Source organism: Lentzea sp. NPDC054927, from assembly GCF_053610285.1.
In genome coordinates this window covers 1-18,251 of the sequence record NZ_JBSGXZ010000076.1, presented here as the reverse complement: position 1 = coordinate 18,251, position 18,251 = coordinate 1, and the positions used below count along the sequence as shown (strand labels likewise).

Here is an 18,251-nt window from a genome sequence, read left to right as displayed (position 1 = left end):
GACGAAAAGCGTGTCGAGTTGACACCCCTGCCTGGTTGCAGCAAGTGCTGGGCACGACTCGTGACGGGGACCCGCCCGGAGCGCTGTTTCAAGACTTAAGGACGCCTCGGCTTCGCCTTCGGGACTGCTCGCCTGCGGCATCGCGTGGGAGGACGCCTCGCCTGCGGCATCGGCGGGATTGACCCTCGCGCCGCGTGGGTTGCTGGACCCGTAGGGTGGCGGGGGTGGACGTGGAAGCAGCTAAGCGGCCGTCGCGGACCTTTGGAATCCTGCGCGCTGTGAGCGGGGTGCTCGCGGTGGGCTTGGTGTTGCTTGCCCTGGGGAACATCGGCGTTCAGTTCTACGCCAACTCGCGTGACTTGCCTGGGCCTGGCGTGTTGTCGGTGGTGGCGCACGTTGTGGCGGCTGTGTTGGTGGTTGGTGGGCAGATCGTGGCTGACCGGTATGCGGACTGGCGGGCTCCGGTGGCTTCGCTCGGGGTGCTTGGGGTGGCTGGGGCCACGTTGTGGACGTTTTGGTGGGCCTGAGGTGTTAGGCGGTGGCTGCGTCGCTGTCGATCAGGCCGTGTCTGAGGGCTGCCATCAGGGCTTGGGCTCGGTTGGACGCGTTGAGCTTTTCGTAGAGGCGTGAGACGTACGTTTTGGCCGTTGAGGGTGAGACGTAGAGGGTTCTGGCGATGGCGGGGATGGACTCGCCTTCGCGGAGCAGGGCCAGGACTTCGCGTTCTCTTGGGCTCAGGGCCAGGCGTGCGGTGGTGGACTGGCGGCGGGCCATGGCCAGGGCCAGGCCTGCTGCTGTGAAAGATGAGGCGGCCACGGAGGCGTGGCGGATGGCGCAGAGGATTTCTGTTTCGGGGGCGGATTTGCCCACGAAGGCTGAGGCGCCGGTTTCCAGGGCTCGGAACAGCACGTCGTCCTCGCCGTGGGCCGTTAGGACGACTATGCCCAGGGTTGGGTAGCGGTCGCGTAGCTCGCGGGCGAGTTTCAGGCCGTTGGCGTCTGGGAGGCCTACGGCGACTGTGACGACGTTTGGGGCTGCCGCGGCGATGATGCCGGGGGCTTCGGCTGCTGTTTCTGCTTCCGCTACTACCTGCAGGTCGGGGTTCGCGGCGGCGAGTGATTTCAGGCCCATGCGGGTGAGTGTGTGGCCGTCGACGATGACAACTCGGATCGACATGAGCTGTCCCCTCTCATCTGAAGGTGCACACCCCATGTCGTTCCGGATGTATCAATTGGTTACACCGAAGGGACTAACAGAGCTGTTGGTCCTGGTTGGACGGGGACTTTCAGAGGTTCATCAGGACTTTGGCGATGCTGATCGCGCCCGGGCCGATGATGACCACGAACATGGCCGGGAACAGGCATGTGATCAGCGGGAACAGGATTTTCACGGGAACCTTCTGGGCCTGTTCCTCTGCTCGTTGGCGGCGGCGGAGGCGCATTTCGCGGGCCTGTTCGCGCAGGACTGAGGCGATGGGGACGCCCAGTTCGCCTGCTTGGGCGAGGGCGGAGACGAAGGCTCGGAGCTCGGTGACTGTGGTGCGGTCGGTCAGGGCTCTGAGGGCCTCGTTGCGGGACTTGCCGATTTGCATCTCCTGCAGGACGCGGGCGCATTCCTGGGCCAGCGGGCCTGTGGTGTTGCGGGCTACCTGGGCCAGGGCGGCGTCGAAGCCCAGGCCTGCTTCTACGCAGACCGTGAGCATGTCCAGGGCGTCTGGCAGGGCCCGGCGGATGTGGGTTTGGCGTTTTTGGCCTGCGTTGAGCAGCAGGAGGTCGGGGAGGAAGAAGCCGAAGGCTGCGCCGGCGAGGAGGCCTGTCAGGAGCCAGGCTGGTGAGCGGAAGCCCAGGAGGGCGCCCAGGGTGGCGCCGAGCAGCAAGGACAGGCCCTTGGCGGCGAGGATGCGGTCCGGGGTCCAGGTTGGTGGGTTGCCGGCCAGGTCCAGGCGGCGTTGCAGGGTGTGGGCGATGCCTGCTGGGGACAGGCGTAGGGCGATGGAGCGCAGCCAGCTTGGTGAGGTGGTTGGGGCTTGTGTGGAGGTGACGGCGGTTGAGTAGCTCGTCTCGATCAGGGCTAGAGAGCCTGCGGCGGTCACGCGTGGTTTGGCCACTGCGGCGACTACGGCCAGCGAGAGGGCCAGCAGGAGGCAGCCGAGTCCTACGAACAGCACCATGTCACACCTCCACGCGCACGAGTTTGCGCATCCACAACGAACCGAGGACGACGAAGACAGCGGCGAACGCGAGCATCACCATGCCGATCAACGTGGTGTAGAGCGGGCGCATGTAGTCGGCGCGGAACCAGAAGAGGAAGCCGGCCAGGAAGATCGGCAGGCCCACCAGGACGTAGGCGGACAGGCGGCCCTCCGCCGAGAGGGCGCGGACGTGGCGGCGGGTCTGGGAGCGGTCGCGCATGGTGGCGACGGTGTTCATCAGGACCTCGGCCAGGTTGCCGCCCACCTGGCGTTGGATGCGGACGGCCATCACGACCCACGCCAGGTCGGCGCTGTGCATGCGCAGGGCCACGCGGTCGAGGGCGTCTTCCAGTTCGGCGCCGATGCGGGTGGCGGCCAGTGCGCGGGAGAACTCGCCTGCGGTGGGCTGGGTGTCGTCACGTACTACGGCGTCGATCGACTGGGCGAGTGAGAAGCCGGAGCGCAGTGAGCTGGCTACCAGTTGCAGCACGTCGGGGAGTTGGTCGGCGAACGCCGCGCGGCGTTTCGCGGTGCGGATTCTGAGGTGGAGGGCGGTCAGCAGCCAGCCGCACAGCAGGCCCAGCGGTATGCCGATCCACCACGTGGTCACGAGGGTCAGCAGGGCGGCGAGGGTGGCTGAGGCGCAGAGTCGCAGCAGTGTCCATTCGGCTGGGCCGGCCTTGATGCCGGACAGGTCGAGCCGGTCCGAGAGGCGGGCCGTGGTGTTGTCGCTCATCACCCGGCGGGTCCACACCACGGCGGTCTGGGCGGCCTGGCTTTCTTCCTGCACAACGGGTTCGTGCGCGCCGTAGTGGTCGAGGTGCTGTTCCAGCTTGCGGCCTGCGGCGGAACGGCGTGGCGTCAGCAGCATGAACGCTGCGAAGAACAGCACCAGGAAGGTGCCGGCGATCAACGCTCCGGCCTGCCAGTTCTGGCCCGGAGTGGGAGCGGGTGCGGCGACGGGCAGAGGTTCTGGGGTGGCAACGGGTTCGGCCGCCGGCGGTGGTGGTGCCGGGGAAGATACGGCCAGTGCGGCGAAAGCGGCGGCCAGGGCGGCGGCGTCGGAGGCGGTCAGCAGGCGTCCGCCGGCGGCTGCGGCGATGCGGCGCAAGGTCTCGTCGCTGTACTGGAAGCCGATCACGTCTGTCGGCACGCCCGCGGCGGCGACGGCGGAGACGGCAGCGTCCACAGTGGACTTGGAGACGGTGTCCTCGCCGTCGGACACGATCACCATGCGTCGCTCGGCGATGCCCTGCAGGGCGGAGAGCCCGACCGGGACGGCGTCGAACAACGACGTGTCGCCCTTGGCCTGCAACTGGTTCAGCGCACCGGCGAAGGCGTTGCGGTCGGCCGTGGGTGCGAGCACGAGGGATGGTTGCGACGAGAACGCGACCAGGCCGACCTGGACGTCCGAAGGCAGGCTGGACACGTAGGTGGCGATCGCCTGGCGCGCCACGACGATCCGGTCCGGCGCCATCGAGCCGGAGGTGTCGAGCAGGACCACCACACCGCGAGAGGGTGCGGCGACGGCGAAGGTGCTGAACAGGAAGGTCAGCAAGGCTCCGATCAGGAACCCGGAGAGCAGCCGCTTCATCGTGGACCACCTCCGAACAGGTGCGGAGGAACGTCGATCCCGCGGTCCCGCAGGCGTTCCACGAAGTGCGGTCGCAAGCCGGTGGACTGCAGCTGACCGCGATAGAAGCCGCGCTCGTCGACACCGGCGTGGAAGTCGAACTGGAAGATGTCCTGCAGCGTCACGATCTCGCCCTCCATCCCGATGACCTCGGTGATGTGGGTGATCCGCCGCGTGCCGTCCTTCAGCCGGGACTGGTGCACGATCAGGTCGATCGCGGACGCCATCTGCTCGCGGATCGCCCGCGCCGGCAGGTCCACGCCCGCCATCAGCACCATGGTTTCCAGGCGGGACAACGAGTCGCGCGGCGAGTTCGAGTGCACGGTGGTGATCGAGCCGTCGTGGCCGGTGTTCATCGCCTGCAACATGTCCAGTGCGGCACCGTCGCGGACCTCGCCGACGATGATCCGGTCGGGCCGCATGCGCAGTGCGTTGCGCACCAGGTCCCTGACCGCTATCTCACCGCGTGACTCGACGTTCGGCGGGCGGGCCTCCAGGCGCAGCACGTGGTCCTGGCGGAGCTGGAGTTCAGCGGCGTCCTCGATGGTGACGATGCGCTCGTCGGCGGGCACGAACGAAGACAGCACGTTCAGCGACGTGGTCTTGCCGGAGCCGGTGCCGCCGCCGATCAGGATGTTCATCCGCCCGTGCACGCAGCATTGCAGCAGGTACGCGGTCGCGGCGGTGAGCGTGCCGAACCCGACCAGGTCGTCGACGGTGAACGGGTCGGCGGCGAACTTGCGGATCGTCAGCACCGAGCCGTCCAGCGCGATCGGTGGCACGACGGCGTTGACGCGGCTGCCGTCGGGCAGGCGGGCGTCGACCATCGGCGAGGCCTCGTCGACCCGGCGGCCGACCTTGGCGACGATCTTGTCGATGGTCCGGCGCAGGTGCGACTCGTCCGCGAACGCCGCGGGCACCGGCTCCAGCCGCCCGGAGCGTTCGACGTAGACCTGGTCGAACCCGTTGACCATGATCTCGGAGATGCTCGGGTCCCGCAGGTAGGGCTCCAGCGGTCCGTGGCCGAGGATCTCGTCGAGGACCTCCGAGGCGATGCGGGCGCGGTCGGCGTTGGTCAGCGGCGTCTCGTCGCGTTCCAGCACCGCCTGCAACGTCTGGCGCACACGGGTTTCCAGCTCGCGCTGGTCGAGGTGCGCGTCGTAGAGCTTGGGGCCCAGCACGTCCAGCAGGCCCGCGTGCACACTGCGCTTCACCTCGGCGAACGGGTCGGCGGCGCGGGCGTGGCGGCGCAGCTGGGGTGTCGGCGAGGCGGATTCCCGTTGCGCGGCAATGCGGTTGGCCAGGCTCATCGGAACCACCTCTTCGAGGTCTTGGCGGCGACGGCGGGTTCGGCGAGCACGTGTTCACGGGCGAACCGCGAGATCGCCTCGCTCACCGGGTGCCTGGGCAGGTCCAGCACGATCGGGTTGCCCTTGTTGACGGAGATCGGCACGTCGCGGCTGGAGGGCACGTGCGCGCGGATGTCGCTGCGCACGACACGGTCGATGTCGTCCATGGTGAGGCCGACCTTCGAGTCCGACCGGTTCAGCACGACCGATCGGATGTCGTGCGCGTACGACAGCAGATCCAGCATGTCCAGCGTCACCCGGAGGTTCTTCAGCGCCGGGACGTCCGGGGTGGTCAGGAGGACGTGGTGGTGCGAGGCGTCCATCGCCGCCAGCACGTGCTCGCTGAACGCCGACGGCGTGTCGACCACGACGAAGTCGAACATCGTCGGCAGCACGTCGAGCAGTTCGCTGACCAACGCCGCCGGGATCCGTTCCGCGTCACCGGGTTCGACCGGCGCGAGCAGCGCGCTCAACCCCGGCCGGCACGCCGTGAGCAGCGACGACGCGCCCGCCGCGTCGACGTGGCCGAGCATTCCGAGGCCGTGCACGATCGTGCGGGCCGGTTCGGCCCGCAGGCAGATGCCGACGTCGCCGAACGCGAGATCCAGGTCCACCAGGCAGACCGACCGCTCGCCACCGGCCGCGAGCACCGCGGCGAGGTTCACCGCGAGGGTCGTCTTGCCGCAGCCGCCCTTCGCGGCGAACACGGTGATCACCTGGCCGTGCCTGCGCTCGTCGGTGCGGGGTTGCGGCACCCCGGTCACCTGTGCGGACAACGCTCGCGATCGTGCGCAGGCATCGGCCAGCGACGAGAGGTCGTCCCGCGCGACAACCTCACGCACACCAGCGCGCAGTGCCTGCGTCAGCACGACGACGTCCAGTACTTCGCGCAGCAGCAACACACCGACCGCGGGACGTTCGAACCGCAACGCCTCGGCGAAGGTGAGCGCCTCGTTCAGGTCTATGGCCGCGCCGACGACGACGAGCGACTCGGCGGGGTCGGCGGCGAGCAAGCGGCGAGCTCCGGCCAGCGTTTCCGCGGTGCGGACGTCACCGCCCAGCGCGGGGGAGAGCTGTCCGGCGAGGGCGGCCGGTTCGCACAGAATCGTCATGGCACGCCTCAGTTTCCGAACAGGGAGCGGTTGTCGACGCCCTTGCCGGGCGTGATCTCGGACTTGCCGCCGAGCAGCGCGAAGTAGAGCGTTCCGGTCTGCTGGCCGTGGATGAGCTTCTCCGCGTCGACCTGTTTGACCGCGACCGTGACGATCGCCTTGCCGACGTCGCCGTCCTCCGCCGCCTTCTTCTCGTCGACGACGGACAGCACCTCGAGCCCGGTCAGCAGCAGACGGGTGGACTGGTTTCGTTCGTACTGCTTGGAAAGCCCGTCACCGGCCGGAGTGTTGCCCTGGCCCTCCATCACGGTGAACGTGTCGAAGACCGCGACCTTGGACCCCTTCTGGATGAGGCCGCCGGCGCGTTGCCAGGCCTCTGTCGGCACGGTCACCGCGATCATCCCGTCAGGGATCGAGATGCCCTTGGCGAGCGAGGCCTGCTCGGTGAACAGCGACTTGGTGACCAGCTGGCCCTCGGCGATCTCCGACGACGTCACCAGGGACGCGATCGAGGTGTCCAGTTCGGACATGGCGTTCTCCGGCACGGTGCTCTTGGGCATCTGTTGCCTGTCCACGAGCTTCATCAACGATTCGGCGGTGGTGCCGGCCGGGATGCGTTCGTTCGCGACGAGCACGGTGACGGCCTGCTGGCCCGCGATGGCGCGTGTGTCGGCGGCCCGGACGTAGAGGAACACGCCGGCGCTGCCGCAGACGGCCAGCAACACCGCCAGGATGATGATGAGAGCGCGGTTCTTCATGACTTCTCCTGGGATTCAGCCGGTGAGCTGGACGATGTGGAGGCCGAGATCGGGGCCGCCGATGGGGCCGGTGCTGGGCATGAGGCCTTCGACGAAGTAGCCCGCGACGCACTTGTCCGAGCCTTTGCACTCGTTCTTGTTCGTCAGCCAGTCCTTCTGCGAGGCGCCGGGCAGCCAGTAGCCGGTGACGACGAAGCCCGCGAAGCCCGCCAGCGTGTACGTGCCGCCCGTGCCGGTCCCGGTGACCTTGTTGTAGATCGGGAGGTAGACGGCCTGGCGCGAGCTGAAGGCGGCGGCCAGCGCTGTCTTGCAGTTGCTGCCCGCTGAGGCGCCGGTGTCCGAGCTGTACGTGTTGTTGTTGATCAGCACCGAGCAGTCGCTGTCGGACTCGTCGACCCAGCCGAACTCACCGGGGCCGTCCGAGCCGGAAGGTCCGCCCGGACATCCCGTTCCGCTGGTCGTGTGCAGCTTGAGAACGCGGTGCACCGACAGCGGTGGTGTGGCCGGAGGTGTGGGGCCGAACGCGGTGCCGTCCGAGGTGGCCTGCGACCACTCGCACCACGAGATCGTGAAGGCGATCGTCGTGGCCGTCTTCGGCGGACCCCACGCGGCGCGAGCACAGGCCAGTACCCGGGAACCCTCGTAGGAAGTGTTGCCCGCCAAGGCGCGCGCGAACGACGGTGGCAGCAGCGTGTCGCCACCGGCGGTCTGCGTCGAGGTGTGCACGTCCACGTACTTGGTGCCGGAGGACGGTTTGGCCGGGCAGTCGGTGATCTTGCCCGTGGTGGCGGGGCAGGACGACAGCACGCCGTCCCCGTCGAACCCGCACACCTTCTCCACAGTGGACACACCGTCTTTGGCGTTGTGGTTGGCGTAGTAGTTCGCCTTGTTCACCATGCAGGTCGACGCTCCGGTGGCGCAGCCGCGGGCGACGGCGAGCGCACCCGCGTCGGCGCCGTTCTGCAGCTCGGCACGCTCCTGGTAGATGAACCCGACGTCGATGACGATCGCGCCCATGCCGAGCAGCACGCCGAACCCGAGCAGGATGGCGATGAGCACGCCCAGTGCGCCGCGGTCATCGCCCTTCAGCCTTCGCATGGCATGACTCCCTTGGCGCTCAACGTGATCGGGGAGCCGAAGCCACCGCCACCGAACAGGCCGGCGAGTCCGCCGACCGGGGTGACGAAGTTGAACGTGTGGGTGACGTTCACCGTGGCGTCGCCGCCGGTGCCGGACGGGCAGGCGCCGACCGCGACGCCGATGGCGAGCCCGGAGGCAGCCGTCTCCGCGCGGGTGGCGGCACCGGTCTGCTTCAACGCCGCCACGCGGACGCCTTCCCGTGCTGCCTGGGTGATGGTGATCTGGGCGCGCACCGCCAGCCCGAAGTCGACGATGCCCATCACCAGGAGCAGCAGGATCGGCATCAGCAGTGCGACTTCGACAGCGGTCGCGCCGCGATCGCGAGCTTTCTTGGTCATGACCGCTCCGAAGAAAGGTGCGCGGCCGGCGGAGGGGATCGCCGGCCGCGCGGGACAGGAGACTTCTCAGCCGTCGATGACGTCGGCGATGAAGTCGAACATCGCGGCCATGTTGGTGCCGACGGCGGTGATGGCGACCATCGCGGCGACGACGATCAGCGCCAGCATCAGGCCGTACTCGACGGCCGTGGCGCCGCGGTCGACGTCACGCCGACGGGTGGTCACGTGAGTTCTGCCGCGATCTCGTTGAACAGCGCCAGCAGGTTCGTGCCGACCAGTGCGACACCGGCGATGATGACGATGGCGATGAGGGCCACCATCAGGCCGTACTCGACCGCTGTGGCACCGCGGTCGTCGTTCTCGCGCTTGGCGGCGGCGTGGCGGAGGAACGTCTGCACGTAGCTGAGGAAGGTGAGCATGGCGGTCTCCTGGGGGAAAGATCTGATTCAGGACGCCGCAACTCTCCGTGATGGCGGGCAAAGTTCGGTATCGGGCGAAGAGGTGTAACGAAAGCGCACTTCGGGGGACATGTCGGCCGATCGGGGGACATGCTGTCGACCTGTCGGCCAGACCTGCCGCCGTCACGTTCCGTTGAGATCAGTGTGCCGCTTACCGTCGAGCCATGACTCTTCTCTGGGCGGTCGGCGGCGCCGTCGGCGGACTCGCCTCCGGTGTCGCGCTGCGCGAGCTGGTCAACCGGTTCACCCGCACCGGCGTCGCGCTGCCGCTGGTGTCGGCGGTGGTGCTGGCGGTGCTCGCGACCAAGTTCGCCGGCTCGGTGGAGGTGCTCGCGTTCGCGTGCCTGGGCGCGGTCGGGGTCGCGCTGGCGTTCATCGACACGGCGGTGCGGCGGCTGCCGGACGTGCTGACGCTGCCCGCGTACCCGGCGGTGCTGGTCCTGCTGACCGTCGCCGCGCTGACCGGCGGCACGATCGGCGCGCTCGGCCGCGCGGTGCTCGGCGGACTCCTGCTCGCGTTCGTCTACGGGGTGCTGGAGTTCGTCAACCCCGCCGGCATGGGCTTCGGCGACGTGAAGCTGTCCGGTGTCATCGGGATGGCGCTGGCCTGGCTCGGCTGGCCGGTGCTGCTGCTCGGTGCGGCGCTGGCGTTCGTCCTGTCGGCCGTGGTGTCGCTGGTCCTGTTGCTCCTGCGGAAGGTCACGCTCCAGAGCGCGCTGCCGTTCGGGCCGTTCATGCTGCTCGGCGCGTTCACCGCGGTGTTGCTGAGCTGACGCGCCGGGAAAATCGAGCTTTTCTTCGACTCGGGCAACCGATGAGCCCAGGTGATGCGTGATGTGCACAACGAGTACCTCGAGGTGCTCGGTGCTGTCGGGCTGTTGCCGACGCTGGGGGGTTCCGTCCACAACGGACGGAAACAGTGAGGGGGCACAATCATGAAGAAGTTCTATGGGGGCAAGACGATGGCGGTCATCGCCGTCGCGGGAGGCGCGCTCATCGCGTCCGTCGCGCCGGTCATGGCGGAGGTGAGCACTCAGTCGCCGTCGAGCCTGGCGCTGCAGGTCGAGTCGAGTCGCCCGCGAAGACCGAGGTGCTGGGTGCCGTGCTCAAGGTCAAGGTCACCTACACCTGCCCGGTGGGCTCGTCGGGCGACCTGAAGCTGGACGTCACCGAGGCCGTGGCCGGCGGGCGCATCGCCTGGGGCAGCAGCGAGGTCGGCGTCGACTGCGCTGGCGAACCCAAGACCGTCACCGTGACCTTGACGGCGCGCGACAACGCGTTCCGCCGAGGCATCGCGTACGCGCAGGCCACCATGGGCGTCCCCATGGCAGGCAGCGTCAAGGACGAGCGTCAGATCTCGATCACCGAGTGAACGATGGGGCCTGGCTGGTTTTGAGTTAAGAACTCAGCCAGGCCCGCCACGTCGGCAGCAAAGTCGCGATGAGGTCGTGCGGCGCCTCGGTGTTCGGCGAGTGCATCACGCCGGGCAGCACCGCGAAGTCCGCGTCGAGGCGCTCCGCCATGTCGCGCTGGGCGGCTGGGCTCCACGCGTCGTCCATGTCGCCGCACACCACCAGGCACGGGATGCCGGACGACCGCAGCGCGCGGGAGAGCTTGGCGACCTGGTCCGGTTCGTAGCGCAGACCGTTGCCCATGCCGAGTAGCGCCGCGGCCGGTGAGGCCAGGAACCTGGTGCGGTAGAAGTCTTTCAGCTCCTGCGGGAGCGCCACCCACGCCGGGTTCTGCGCGGTCCGCAGTTCGTTCAGCCGCTGGGTGCCCTCGACGCCCTGCTCGGCCAGCACGTGCTCGCCGACCTCCAGCACCGTGCGCCGTTCGCCGGCGGGCAGTTCGGACGGGCCCGACGACATCAGGGTGAGCCCGGCGATCGGGGCGCCCGCGAACACCGCTGCCCGCGAGACCAGGCCGCCGTAGGAGTGGCCCAGCAGCAGCACGCGGCGGCCGTCGGCGGCGATCTTGCCGATCAGTTCGGCGATCACCGAGCCCAGCGGGCCGGGCCGGTAGAGCGCCTCGTCGTCCGGGCCCGCGGAGTCCTGCTGGCCGGGGAGATCGATCGCGAGGACCTCGAAACCGGCATCCGAGATCAGGTCGATGATGGGCGCGAAGTCCTCTTTGGACCCCGTGTAGCCCGGCACGAGCAGTGCCGTCGTGCGCAACGCGTCGTCGCCCATCGCGGGCGCACGCAGCGCCGCGATCGTGCCGTAACGGCCCGGCAGGTCGACACGGTGCGCCCGGTGCGGGCTGATCTGCGAGTACACGAGGGAACTATCCCAGTGCGACCAGGGTTTCGCCACGCTGCTCGAGGACAACGCGACCGGCTGTGGCGAGTTGCACAGGGCCGGTGTAGCCCTCTCGGTTCACTCGGATCGTTCCCACGACCGCGCCGGTGGCCTGCTCGTACACCCGCAGACCTTCCTTCACCGGCATGACCGCGCGGCCCGCGAGCGTCGTGCCGGCGCCCAGCGTGCCGTCCGCCGTCCACAATGGAGCGAGGTTTTCCTGCGACAGGGCGATCGTCTTGGAACCGGTGAACCAGAAGACGTTCGTCTTGGTCGTGAACCCGCGCGACACGTGGTTCGGCGGGTCGACGAAGTCCGCGGCCGGCACGTCGATCGGCACCTCGGAGATCTGCGAGCCGTTCTCGGCGTCGAACACGATCAGACGGCTCGGGTTCGGCACCGCCACTGCGACGAGCTTGTCCGTCACGGCCACCACCTGGGCGTTCTTGCCGCCGGTCAGGACGCTCGCGAACACCTTGGGCTCATCCGACTTGTCCGGGTTCGGCTTGATCACCGAGACCCGGTCGAAGGCGTCCTCCGGGCAGCGTTCGACCATCGCGAACCTGCCGGACGTGACGGCCACCGAGCCGTAGGTGCAGCCGACCCGCGGCTGCTTGCCCGGGTTGACGATCGCGCGCAGGCCGCCGAACTCCAGCGAGCGCACCAGGTCGTCGCGCCGGTAGACCTCGACGAACTTCGACCCGGTCGTGATCAGGTGTGAGCCCTCGTTGAGCAGTGCCGTGCCCGGTTCCGCGTCGCCGTTGCGCTGCGCCCTGCGTTCGCCGGTGATGCCGTCGAGCGAGGTGAGCTCGGAGCAGTTCGTGCCCTTCGAGTACAGGGCCATCGCGCGGCCCCAGCCCGTGCTCACCACGCACAACGGCAGATCGCGTTTGTACGTCCACCGCACGTCACCGGTCAGCGGGTCGCGCCCGTTGACCTCACCGCCGTCGCCGGTCACGACCGTCGACGGCTTCTCCTCGCCCGTTTCCTTCACCTGGGTCTGCACGACCACCGGCGACTGCGACGCGCCGCTGCGCGCCCGCCAGACCTCGGCGAGCGTCGGCGGCAGCGCGGCCACCTCCGGCAGTTGATCCCAGGACGAAGGCCCGGTGACCGACGTCGTGGCGCGAGCATCGCTGAACGCCCACGTCAGCACGGCCGCGAGGACCGAGACGACGGCGATCAGGGCGACCGCGACGTAGTCGGCGCGGGTGCGCCACGACCGGGCGCGCGGACGTTCCACGACGGGGTCAGGCGCGTGCGCGGGCTCGTCGAGGACGTCCTCGATGTCGGTGACGTCGGAACCGGGGGACGACATGGTGATCAGTCTGCCGAAGGAGCGGCCTGTTCGGCAGAGCTTCGGCGACGCCGACGCCTGCGCGGCTTGTCCGAGCCGGACTTCTCGCCTTCCGCGGCGGGCGCGTCACCCGATGCGGAGACCTCGGCGGCCTCGCCCTCGACGGGCACGCCCGCGCGGCTGCGGGTGCGGCTGCGGGAGCGCTTCGGCCTGGTCGGCGTCTCCTCGGCACCGGACTCCGGCGCCGTCTGCTCGCCGTTCGCGGAGCCGGCCGCCCTGGTGCCGCTGCGACGACGCTTGCGCGGCGCCTTGCGGTCGAGCTTCTCCTCGACCTCCGCGTCCAGACCGGCCCGCGTGCGGTGGCTCAGCGGCAGCCTGCCCGTGGAACCGGACGGGATGCCCAGCTCCTCGAACAGGTGATCCGAGGTGGAGTAGGTCTCCGCCGGCTCGTCGAGGCCCAGGTTGAGCAGGTCGTTGACGGACTTCCAGCGCGTCGTCTCGTCCCAGTCGACGAACGTGACGGCGACACCCTCGCGCCCGGCACGGCCCGTGCGGCCGATGCGGTGCACGTAGGTCTTCTCGTCCTCGGGGCACTGGTAGTTGATGACGTGCGTCACGTCGTCGATGTCGATACCGCGCGCCGCGACGTCCGTGGCGACCAGCACGTCGACCTTGCCACTGCGGAACGCCCGCAGCGCCTTCTCGCGCGCGCCCTGGCCCAGGTCACCGTGCACGGCGGCCGCGGCGAAACCGCGCTCGGTCAGGTCGTCCGCGACCTTCTGCGCCGTCCGCTTGGTGCGGGCGAAGATCATCGACAGGCCGCGGTCACGGGCCTGCAGCACGCGGGCCAGCATCTCCGGCTTGTCCATGGAGTGCGCCCGGTAGACGAACTGCTTGGTGCGCTCGTGCGTCTGGCCTGCGTCGTTCTCCTCTGCACGGATGTGCGTCGGCTGGTTCAGGAACGTGCGGGCCAGCGTGATGATCGGGCCCGGCATGGTCGCGCTGAACAGCATGGTCTGGCGCTGGTCGGGGACCATCGTCAGGATGCGCTCGATGTCGGGCAGGAAGCCCAGGTCGAGCATCTCGTCGGCCTCGTCCAGCACCAGCGCGCGGACCTTGCCGAGCACCAGGTGGCGCTGTTCGGCCAGGTCGAGCAGGCGGCCGGGCGTGCCGACGACGACGTCGACGCCCTTGCGCAGCTCCGCGATCTGCTGCTCGTACGGGCGGCCGCCGTAGATCGCGGTCACCCGCACGCCGAGGTGCTTCGCGGCGTCCTTGAGGTCGTGCGTGACCTGGAGACACAGCTCACGGGTGGGGACGACCACAAGGGCCTGCGGGGTGCCGTCGCCGGGCGTGTCGAGACGGTGCAGCAGCGGCACGCCGAACCCGAGGGTCTTGCCGGTGCCGGTGCGGGCCTGGCCGATGAGGTCGTCACCGGACAGGGCGATCGGGAGCGTCAGCTCCTGGATGGCGAACGTGCGGACGATGCCGGCTTCCGCGAGTGCCTTGACGATCTCGTCGCGCACTCCCAGCTCGGCGAACGTGGGGGAGTCGGTGTCGACCGGTGCGTCCGCGAGCAGCGGGTGCGACGGGTCTTCTTCGGGAACTCCGGCCTCGCTGTGCTCCAGCAGGACCGGGTCCAGATGTGCTTCTACTTCAGCGGTCAGGGTGATCAGCCTCTCTCGTACCAAGCGCGTACGAGCCCTGGCCGGGCCTCTCGACCGCGCTTCGGATCAGCTGCGGGAAAGGTGTACGCGCACCATTCGTGCGCCTGCCCAAGAAGAAAAATTGGGGCACAGCGTGGTCGTCACACTCGTCACGCCGGGCGTCTGGGGGCCATTCTACCTGGCGAGACGCATTTGACCACTAGGCTTCTGATCCATGGGTGTTGCGGAGGGTGTTGTCGATCTTCTGGGAGCGCTTGCATATGGCGAGCTCTCGGCGTTCGACCGGATGACGGAGGACTCGCGCACGGCGCCGACCTTGGCAGGACGCGCGGCGTTGGCGCAGATGGCCGCCGCGGAGATCGGTCACTTCACGCTGTTGCAGAACCACCTCGCCGCCGAGGGGCTCACCGTCGAGGACGCGATGGCGCCGTTCGTGAAGGGTTTCGACGCGTTCCACGAGTCGACGAGCCCCAAGTCGTGGCTCGAGTCGCTGGTGAAGGCCTACGTGGGCGACGGGCTCGCCGCCGACTTCTACCGCGAGATCGCCGAGTGGCTGGACGCGCCGACCAAGGAACTGGTGCTCGCCGTGCTCGCCGACACGGGTCACTCGGCGTTCGCTGAGCGCGAAGTCCTGGCCGCCGTCGAGACGGATCCGCGGGTGCGCGACCGCCTCGCGCTGTGGGGCCGCCGGCTGCTCGGCGAGGCGTTGACGCAGGCCCAGTACGTGGTGGCGGAGCGGGACGGGCTCTCGGAGCTCATCGTCAGGGGGTCGGGGGACCTCGCCGGGATCGGTCAGCTGTTCCGGCGGCTCCAGCAGTCGCATGCGCGGCGCATGACGCAGCTGGGTCTGGGCTAGGTAGGCTCGGCTTCAGATTTTCTCTTTTGAGCACGGAGGTCAGCGTGGAGGTCAGGATCGGCGTCGCGGACAGCCCGCGGGAACTCGTCGTGACCAGTGAGCTCAACCCGTCGGATGTTGAGGCTCTGGTGGCGGACGCGGTGTCCGGCAAGTCCAGCGTGCTGTCGCTGGTGGACGCCAAGGGTGCACGGTTCGTCGTGCCCGCTGGCCGCGTCGCGTACGTGGAGATCGGCCCGCAGGACTCGCGCAAGGTCGGGTTCGGCGCCTGAGGTTCTTCTGGACGAGAAAGCCCCGGTCACGGTGACCGGGGCTTTTTCTTTGCCCGGAGTCAGTGCTCCGCCGGCTCCTCGATCTTGTACGGCGGCGTCGAGATGCCGCCGACCCGGTAGCGGCCCCACGGGTCGGGGTCGGTCAGCGTGCCCTCGGCCTCGCCGGTCGGGGTGCGCACCAGTGCGGTCCGCGCGCCGCCCTCCACCCGGCTCGTGACGTCGTCGTTCTTCTTGATCCGGCCGTACCAGTGGTAACGGCCGTCGATCGGCTGGAAGTAGCCGCGCAGCTCGACGCTCACCGCGACCTCCTCCTTGCCGAAGAGCAGGGTGGCGTCGCCGGTGTAGCCCTCTTCGGCGTGGTCGTCGTGCTCGCTCATCAGTCCACCAATCGCAGGGGGTTGAGGGGCCGTTCCGGGTCCGCCTGGACGCCCGCGGAGCGCAGCAGCCCGTCGATGGCGTGCCAGATGATCGTGGCGAGGTAGTCGCTGAGGTTCGCGCGGGACATGGTCTGGCGGTCGAGCCACCAGTCGCCGGCGTTCTGCACCATGCCGACGAGCGCGTGCGCCCACGGCTCGGCGCCGCCGGAGTCCATGTCGTAGGCGCGCATGTAGTCGCCGAGGATGCGGGCGAGTGTGCTCGCGATGAGGTTCTTGTCCTCCTGCACCACGTCCTTCTCGACCGGGCGGTCCACAAAGGACCCCTTCACCACGAACCGGTAGAGGTTCGGGTTGTCCTCGATCACGGACAGGTAGGCGTCGACGATCCGCCTGATGCGCTCGCGGATCGGGCCGTCGGCGGCGAGCGCGGGACCCATCCGGTCCATCAGCAGCTCGGTGGCCTTCTGGCCCACTGCCAGGTACAGGTCGGACTTGTCGGTGAAGTGCCGGTACAGCACGGGCTTGCTGACACCGGCCTCCGCGGCCACGTCCTCCATGCCGACGTCCGGGCCCTTCTTGGCCACGGCGGCGATCGTGGCCTCCACGAACTCCGCCCTGCGCTGCTCGCGATGACCCTTCCACCGCTCGCGTCGCGCGTCCGGCCCCTTGACAGTGCGTGCCATGTGACGCACGCTACCAGAAGTAACCGTTACCTCAAGTAACACTTACCGGGGAGGGCAACCGATGAGGGTCGCCGATCGGGAGAAGACCGCGGAACGGCTGCTCAAGTCGTCCGCCGAGAAGTTCTACGACCCCGAGGTGGACATCGACTGGTCCGCACCTCTGGTGGACGGCCTCTTCTACATCCCTGAACAGCGCATTTCGCTCTACGGCACGCCTCTCTACGAGTCGCTCACGCACGAGCAGCGCATCGAGCTGTCCAAGCACGAGCTGGCCTCGATCGCGTCCGTCGGCCTGTGGTTCGAGCTGCTGCTGATGCAGATGCTGGTCAAGGTCGTCTACAACACCGACCCGACCTCGCGGCACGCCCAGTACGCGCTGACCGAGGTGGCCGACGAGTGCCGGCACTCGACGATGTTCGCGCGCCTGGTCGAACGGATCGGATGCCCGGCCTACGGGCCCGTCCGGCAGACCCACCGCCTCGGCAAGCTGCTGCCGACCATCGGCTACGGACCGGCGATGTACGGCTCGATCCTGGTCGCGGAGGAGATCCTCGACAGGTTGCAGCGCGAGGCGATGAACGACGACACCGTTCAGCCGATCGTGCGGATGGTGAACCGCATCCACGTGCTGGAGGAGGCCCGGCACGTGCGTTTCGCGCGTGAGGAGCTGCTGCGCGGGATGGGCGAGTTGAAGGGCTACGAGCTGCCGTACCAGAAGTGGCTGGTCGGGTTCGTGTCGATGATGATCACTCGCACGATCATCAACCCGCGGGTGTACGCCGCCGTCGGGCTGGACGTCCGCGAAGCGCACCGGCAGGCGCTGGGCAACGAGCGGTTCCAGGAGACCATCCGCTGGTCGGGGGAACGGATCATGTCGTTCCTGGAGGAGGCCGGACTCGTCGGAAAGCCGGGGATGCGCGCATGGCGTCGCTCGTTCTTGATCGGCTGAACGTCGTCACGTCGGGGCCTTCGTCCTCCGACGTGACCGCGGTGCTGCTGCATGGGTGGACCATGGATTTGACCACTTGGGACCGCGTGGCCGCGCGGTTGCCCGGGCGGGTGGTCCGGTACGACGTGCGTGGTCATGGTCGGTCTGCTGGTGGGACCGGGACGATTTCCGAGTTGGCCGACGACCTGGCGGCGGTTTTGGAGAAGCACGTGCCGTCGGGGCGGATCGTGCTGGCTGGGCACTCGCTCGGGGGCATGACGATCATGGCGCTGGCCGAGTCGCGGCCGGAGTTGTTCTCGCGGGTTTCCGGGGTGGCGTTGGTGGCCACGTCGTGCGGGGATCTGCCTCGGTTGAGCGGGGTGGAGCGGCTGGCGGGGAAGTGGCTGGCCGGACGGCCGAAGGTGGGGTTTGGGCGGGTTATCGCGCCTGGGCTTCGGGTTACGTTCGGGCGGCGTCCGCGGTGGGCTGATGTGCGGGCTGCGGCGGCGATGGCTGGGAACACCTCTGGTGAGGCGTTTGTGGGGATTCGCGAGGAGTTGACGCTGCATCAGCGGCGGGAGGCTTTGGCGGTGCTGGCTGGGATTCCGACTGTGGTGATGGCCGGGTCGTGGGATGTCCTCACTCCGATGCGGCACTCACGGGTGCTGGCGGACGCGCTGCCTTCGGCGCAGTTCGTGATTTATCCGAAGAGTGGGCACATGTTGCCGTTGGAGCGGTCTGAGGATGTGGCTCGGAGGATTGCTGGGCTGATGTAGGTGGGCGCGTTGGCACCGTCGGGTCCGGTTTAGGGATTTCGGGGCTCCGCCCCGGACCCCGCCAATCTGATCAAAGACCTGCCCACGCCACACGCGGGTTGATGGCACGCCAGTTGCGTTGG

General features: G+C 68.7%; 22 protein-coding genes. 7 read left to right on the top strand and 15 right to left on the bottom strand.

The genetic code is table 11. The features are described 5' to 3' along the window. Window positions 1-224: 224 nt before the first annotated feature. Window positions 225-527 (top strand): hypothetical protein, encoded by a 303-nt coding sequence (locus ACWGE0_RS44700; RefSeq protein ID WP_452266926.1) that lies wholly within the window; start codon window positions 225-227, stop codon window positions 525-527. 4 nt (window positions 528-531) lie between these two features. On the opposite strand, the gene ACWGE0_RS44695 is transcribed toward ACWGE0_RS44700, so the two are convergent. The 10 genes from ACWGE0_RS44695 to ACWGE0_RS44650 form a co-directional block, all read right to left on the bottom strand. Beyond that, a complete protein-coding gene (locus ACWGE0_RS44695; protein WP_452266925.1) occupies window positions 532-1,176 on the bottom strand; it encodes a response regulator in 645 nt (214 codons plus the stop codon). Window positions 1,177-1,285: 109 nt separating this feature from the next. Beyond that, window positions 1,286-2,170, bottom strand: a complete 885-nt coding sequence (locus tag ACWGE0_RS44690; RefSeq protein WP_452266924.1) for a type II secretion system F family protein — start codon at window positions 2,168-2,170, stop codon at window positions 1,286-1,288. 1 nt (window position 2,171) lies between these two features. Next, window positions 2,172-3,785, bottom strand: a complete 1,614-nt coding sequence (locus tag ACWGE0_RS44685) for a VWA domain-containing protein (RefSeq protein ID WP_452266923.1) — start codon at window positions 3,783-3,785, stop codon at window positions 2,172-2,174. Further along, complete coding sequence (locus ACWGE0_RS44680; protein ID WP_452266922.1) at window positions 3,782-5,134, bottom strand: CpaF family protein; 1,353 nt, start codon at window positions 5,132-5,134, stop codon at window positions 3,782-3,784. Before ACWGE0_RS44680 ends, ACWGE0_RS44685 begins: the two co-directional genes overlap by 4 nt. Further along, window positions 5,131-6,285, bottom strand: coding sequence for an AAA family ATPase (locus ACWGE0_RS44675; protein WP_452266921.1), 1,155 nt, complete (start codon window positions 6,283-6,285; stop codon window positions 5,131-5,133). The genes ACWGE0_RS44680 and ACWGE0_RS44675 overlap by 4 nt, the downstream gene beginning before the upstream one ends. Before the next feature lie 8 nt (window positions 6,286-6,293). Continuing rightward, complete coding sequence (gene cpaB / locus ACWGE0_RS44670) at window positions 6,294-7,043, bottom strand: Flp pilus assembly protein CpaB (protein WP_452266920.1); 750 nt, start codon at window positions 7,041-7,043, stop codon at window positions 6,294-6,296. Window positions 7,044-7,058: 15 nt separating this feature from the next. Beyond that, window positions 7,059-8,141: a TadE/TadG family type IV pilus assembly protein gene (locus tag ACWGE0_RS44665; protein WP_452266919.1), complete on the bottom strand. Its 1,083-nt coding sequence runs from the start codon at window positions 8,139-8,141 to the stop codon at window positions 7,059-7,061. Continuing rightward, window positions 8,129-8,521 carry a TadE/TadG family type IV pilus assembly protein gene (locus ACWGE0_RS44660; protein ID WP_452266918.1) on the bottom strand — a complete coding sequence of 131 codons (393 nt, stop codon included), beginning with the start codon at window positions 8,519-8,521 and terminating at the stop codon, window positions 8,129-8,131. Before ACWGE0_RS44660 ends, ACWGE0_RS44665 begins: the two co-directional genes overlap by 13 nt. Before the next feature lie 66 nt (window positions 8,522-8,587). Then, window positions 8,588-8,746 (bottom strand): Flp family type IVb pilin, encoded by a 159-nt coding sequence (locus ACWGE0_RS44655; RefSeq protein ID WP_143466700.1) that lies wholly within the window; start codon window positions 8,744-8,746, stop codon window positions 8,588-8,590. Next, a complete protein-coding gene (locus ACWGE0_RS44650; protein WP_319971259.1) occupies window positions 8,743-8,940 on the bottom strand; it encodes a Flp family type IVb pilin in 198 nt (65 codons plus the stop codon). Before ACWGE0_RS44650 ends, ACWGE0_RS44655 begins: the two co-directional genes overlap by 4 nt. A 203-nt stretch (window positions 8,941-9,143) precedes the next feature. On the opposite strand from ACWGE0_RS44650, the gene ACWGE0_RS44645 reads away from it, so the two are divergent. Further along, window positions 9,144-9,752, top strand: a complete 609-nt coding sequence (locus ACWGE0_RS44645) for a prepilin peptidase (protein ID WP_452266917.1) — start codon at window positions 9,144-9,146, stop codon at window positions 9,750-9,752. Window positions 9,753-10,081: 329 nt separating this feature from the next. Continuing rightward, window positions 10,082-10,351, top strand: a complete 270-nt coding sequence (locus ACWGE0_RS44640; RefSeq protein ID WP_452266916.1) for a hypothetical protein — start codon at window positions 10,082-10,084, stop codon at window positions 10,349-10,351. Between the two features lie 25 nt (window positions 10,352-10,376). On the opposite strand, the gene ACWGE0_RS44635 is transcribed toward ACWGE0_RS44640, so the two are convergent. Genes ACWGE0_RS44635 through ACWGE0_RS44625 form a run of 3 tightly spaced genes read right to left on the bottom strand, consistent with a single transcriptional unit; the run spans window position 10,377 to window position 14,264 of the window. Next, complete coding sequence (locus ACWGE0_RS44635) at window positions 10,377-11,255, bottom strand: alpha/beta fold hydrolase (RefSeq protein ID WP_452266915.1); 879 nt, start codon at window positions 11,253-11,255, stop codon at window positions 10,377-10,379. A 7-nt stretch (window positions 11,256-11,262) separates the two neighbouring features. Beyond that, the gene (locus tag ACWGE0_RS44630) at window positions 11,263-12,594 is read right to left on the bottom strand and encodes an Rv3212 family protein (protein WP_452266914.1); all 1,332 of its coding nucleotides are present in this window, start codon (window positions 12,592-12,594) and stop codon (window positions 11,263-11,265) included. Window positions 12,595-12,599: 5 nt separating this feature from the next. Continuing rightward, complete coding sequence (locus tag ACWGE0_RS44625) at window positions 12,600-14,264, bottom strand: DEAD/DEAH box helicase (protein WP_452266913.1); 1,665 nt, start codon at window positions 14,262-14,264, stop codon at window positions 12,600-12,602. Between the two features lie 190 nt (window positions 14,265-14,454). On the opposite strand from ACWGE0_RS44625, the gene ACWGE0_RS44620 reads away from it, so the two are divergent. Together ACWGE0_RS44620 and ACWGE0_RS44615 are read left to right on the top strand one after the other, a co-directional pair. Then, window positions 14,455-15,096: a ferritin-like fold-containing protein gene (locus tag ACWGE0_RS44620; protein ID WP_452266912.1), complete on the top strand. Its 642-nt coding sequence runs from the start codon at window positions 14,455-14,457 to the stop codon at window positions 15,094-15,096. Between the two features lie 44 nt (window positions 15,097-15,140). Continuing rightward, window positions 15,141-15,365 (top strand): DUF3107 domain-containing protein, encoded by a 225-nt coding sequence (locus ACWGE0_RS44615; protein WP_030474076.1) that lies wholly within the window; start codon window positions 15,141-15,143, stop codon window positions 15,363-15,365. A 59-nt stretch (window positions 15,366-15,424) separates the two neighbouring features. Here the strand turns inward: ACWGE0_RS44615 and ACWGE0_RS44610 are convergent, their stop codons facing one another. Both ACWGE0_RS44610 and ACWGE0_RS44605 read right to left on the bottom strand, forming a co-directional pair. After that, window positions 15,425-15,742: a DUF4873 domain-containing protein gene (locus ACWGE0_RS44610; protein ID WP_452266911.1), complete on the bottom strand. Its 318-nt coding sequence runs from the start codon at window positions 15,740-15,742 to the stop codon at window positions 15,425-15,427. Next, on the bottom strand, window positions 15,742-16,425 hold the full coding sequence (locus ACWGE0_RS44605; RefSeq protein WP_452266910.1) for a TetR/AcrR family transcriptional regulator: 684 nt from the start codon (window positions 16,423-16,425) through the stop codon (window positions 15,742-15,744). The genes ACWGE0_RS44610 and ACWGE0_RS44605 overlap by 1 nt, the downstream gene beginning before the upstream one ends. A gap of 61 nt (window positions 16,426-16,486) precedes the next feature. Here ACWGE0_RS44605 and ACWGE0_RS44600 point away from each other — a divergent pair, with 61 nt between their 5' ends. Both ACWGE0_RS44600 and ACWGE0_RS44595 read left to right on the top strand, forming a co-directional pair. Further along, the gene (locus tag ACWGE0_RS44600; protein ID WP_452266909.1) at window positions 16,487-17,374 is read left to right on the top strand and encodes an AurF N-oxygenase family protein; all 888 of its coding nucleotides are present in this window, start codon (window positions 16,487-16,489) and stop codon (window positions 17,372-17,374) included. Window positions 17,375-17,406: 32 nt separating this feature from the next. Beyond that, a complete protein-coding gene (locus ACWGE0_RS44595) occupies window positions 17,407-18,129 on the top strand; it encodes an alpha/beta fold hydrolase (RefSeq protein WP_452266908.1) in 723 nt (240 codons plus the stop codon). Window positions 18,130-18,251: the final 122 nt, after the last annotated feature.

Bases quoted from the DNA above. Each gene is read 5' to 3' on its own strand.
- ACWGE0_RS44695 (WP_452266925.1), bottom strand. From the start codon at position 1,176: ATGTCGATCCGAGTTGTCATCGTCGACGGCCACACACTCACCCGCATG.
- ACWGE0_RS44690 (WP_452266924.1), bottom strand. From the start codon at position 2,170: ATGGTGCTGTTCGTAGGACTCGGCTGCCTCCTGCTGGCCCTCTCGCTG.
- ACWGE0_RS44685 (WP_452266923.1), bottom strand. From the start codon at position 3,785: ATGAAGCGGCTGCTCTCCGGGTTCCTGATCGGAGCCTTGCTGACCTTC.
- ACWGE0_RS44680 (WP_452266922.1), bottom strand. From the start codon at position 5,134: ATGAGCCTGGCCAACCGCATTGCCGCGCAACGGGAATCCGCCTCGCCG.
- ACWGE0_RS44675 (WP_452266921.1), bottom strand. From the start codon at position 6,285: ATGACGATTCTGTGCGAACCGGCCGCCCTCGCCGGACAGCTCTCCCCC.
- cpaB (WP_452266920.1), bottom strand. From the start codon at position 7,043: ATGAAGAACCGCGCTCTCATCATCATCCTGGCGGTGTTGCTGGCCGTC.
- ACWGE0_RS44665 (WP_452266919.1), bottom strand. From the start codon at position 8,141: ATGCGAAGGCTGAAGGGCGATGACCGCGGCGCACTGGGCGTGCTCATC.
- ACWGE0_RS44660 (WP_452266918.1), bottom strand. From the start codon at position 8,521: ATGACCAAGAAAGCTCGCGATCGCGGCGCGACCGCTGTCGAAGTCGCA.
- ACWGE0_RS44650 (WP_319971259.1), bottom strand. From the start codon at position 8,940: ATGCTCACCTTCCTCAGCTACGTGCAGACGTTCCTCCGCCACGCCGCC.
- ACWGE0_RS44645 (WP_452266917.1), top strand. From the start codon at position 9,144: ATGACTCTTCTCTGGGCGGTCGGCGGCGCCGTCGGCGGACTCGCCTCC.
- ACWGE0_RS44630 (WP_452266914.1), bottom strand. From the start codon at position 12,594: ATGTCGTCCCCCGGTTCCGACGTCACCGACATCGAGGACGTCCTCGAC.
- ACWGE0_RS44620 (WP_452266912.1), top strand. From the start codon at position 14,455: ATGGGTGTTGCGGAGGGTGTTGTCGATCTTCTGGGAGCGCTTGCATAT.
- ACWGE0_RS44610 (WP_452266911.1), bottom strand. From the start codon at position 15,742: ATGAGCGAGCACGACGACCACGCCGAAGAGGGCTACACCGGCGACGCC.
- ACWGE0_RS44605 (WP_452266910.1), bottom strand. From the start codon at position 16,425: ATGGCACGCACTGTCAAGGGGCCGGACGCGCGACGCGAGCGGTGGAAG.
- ACWGE0_RS44600 (WP_452266909.1), top strand. From the start codon at position 16,487: ATGAGGGTCGCCGATCGGGAGAAGACCGCGGAACGGCTGCTCAAGTCG.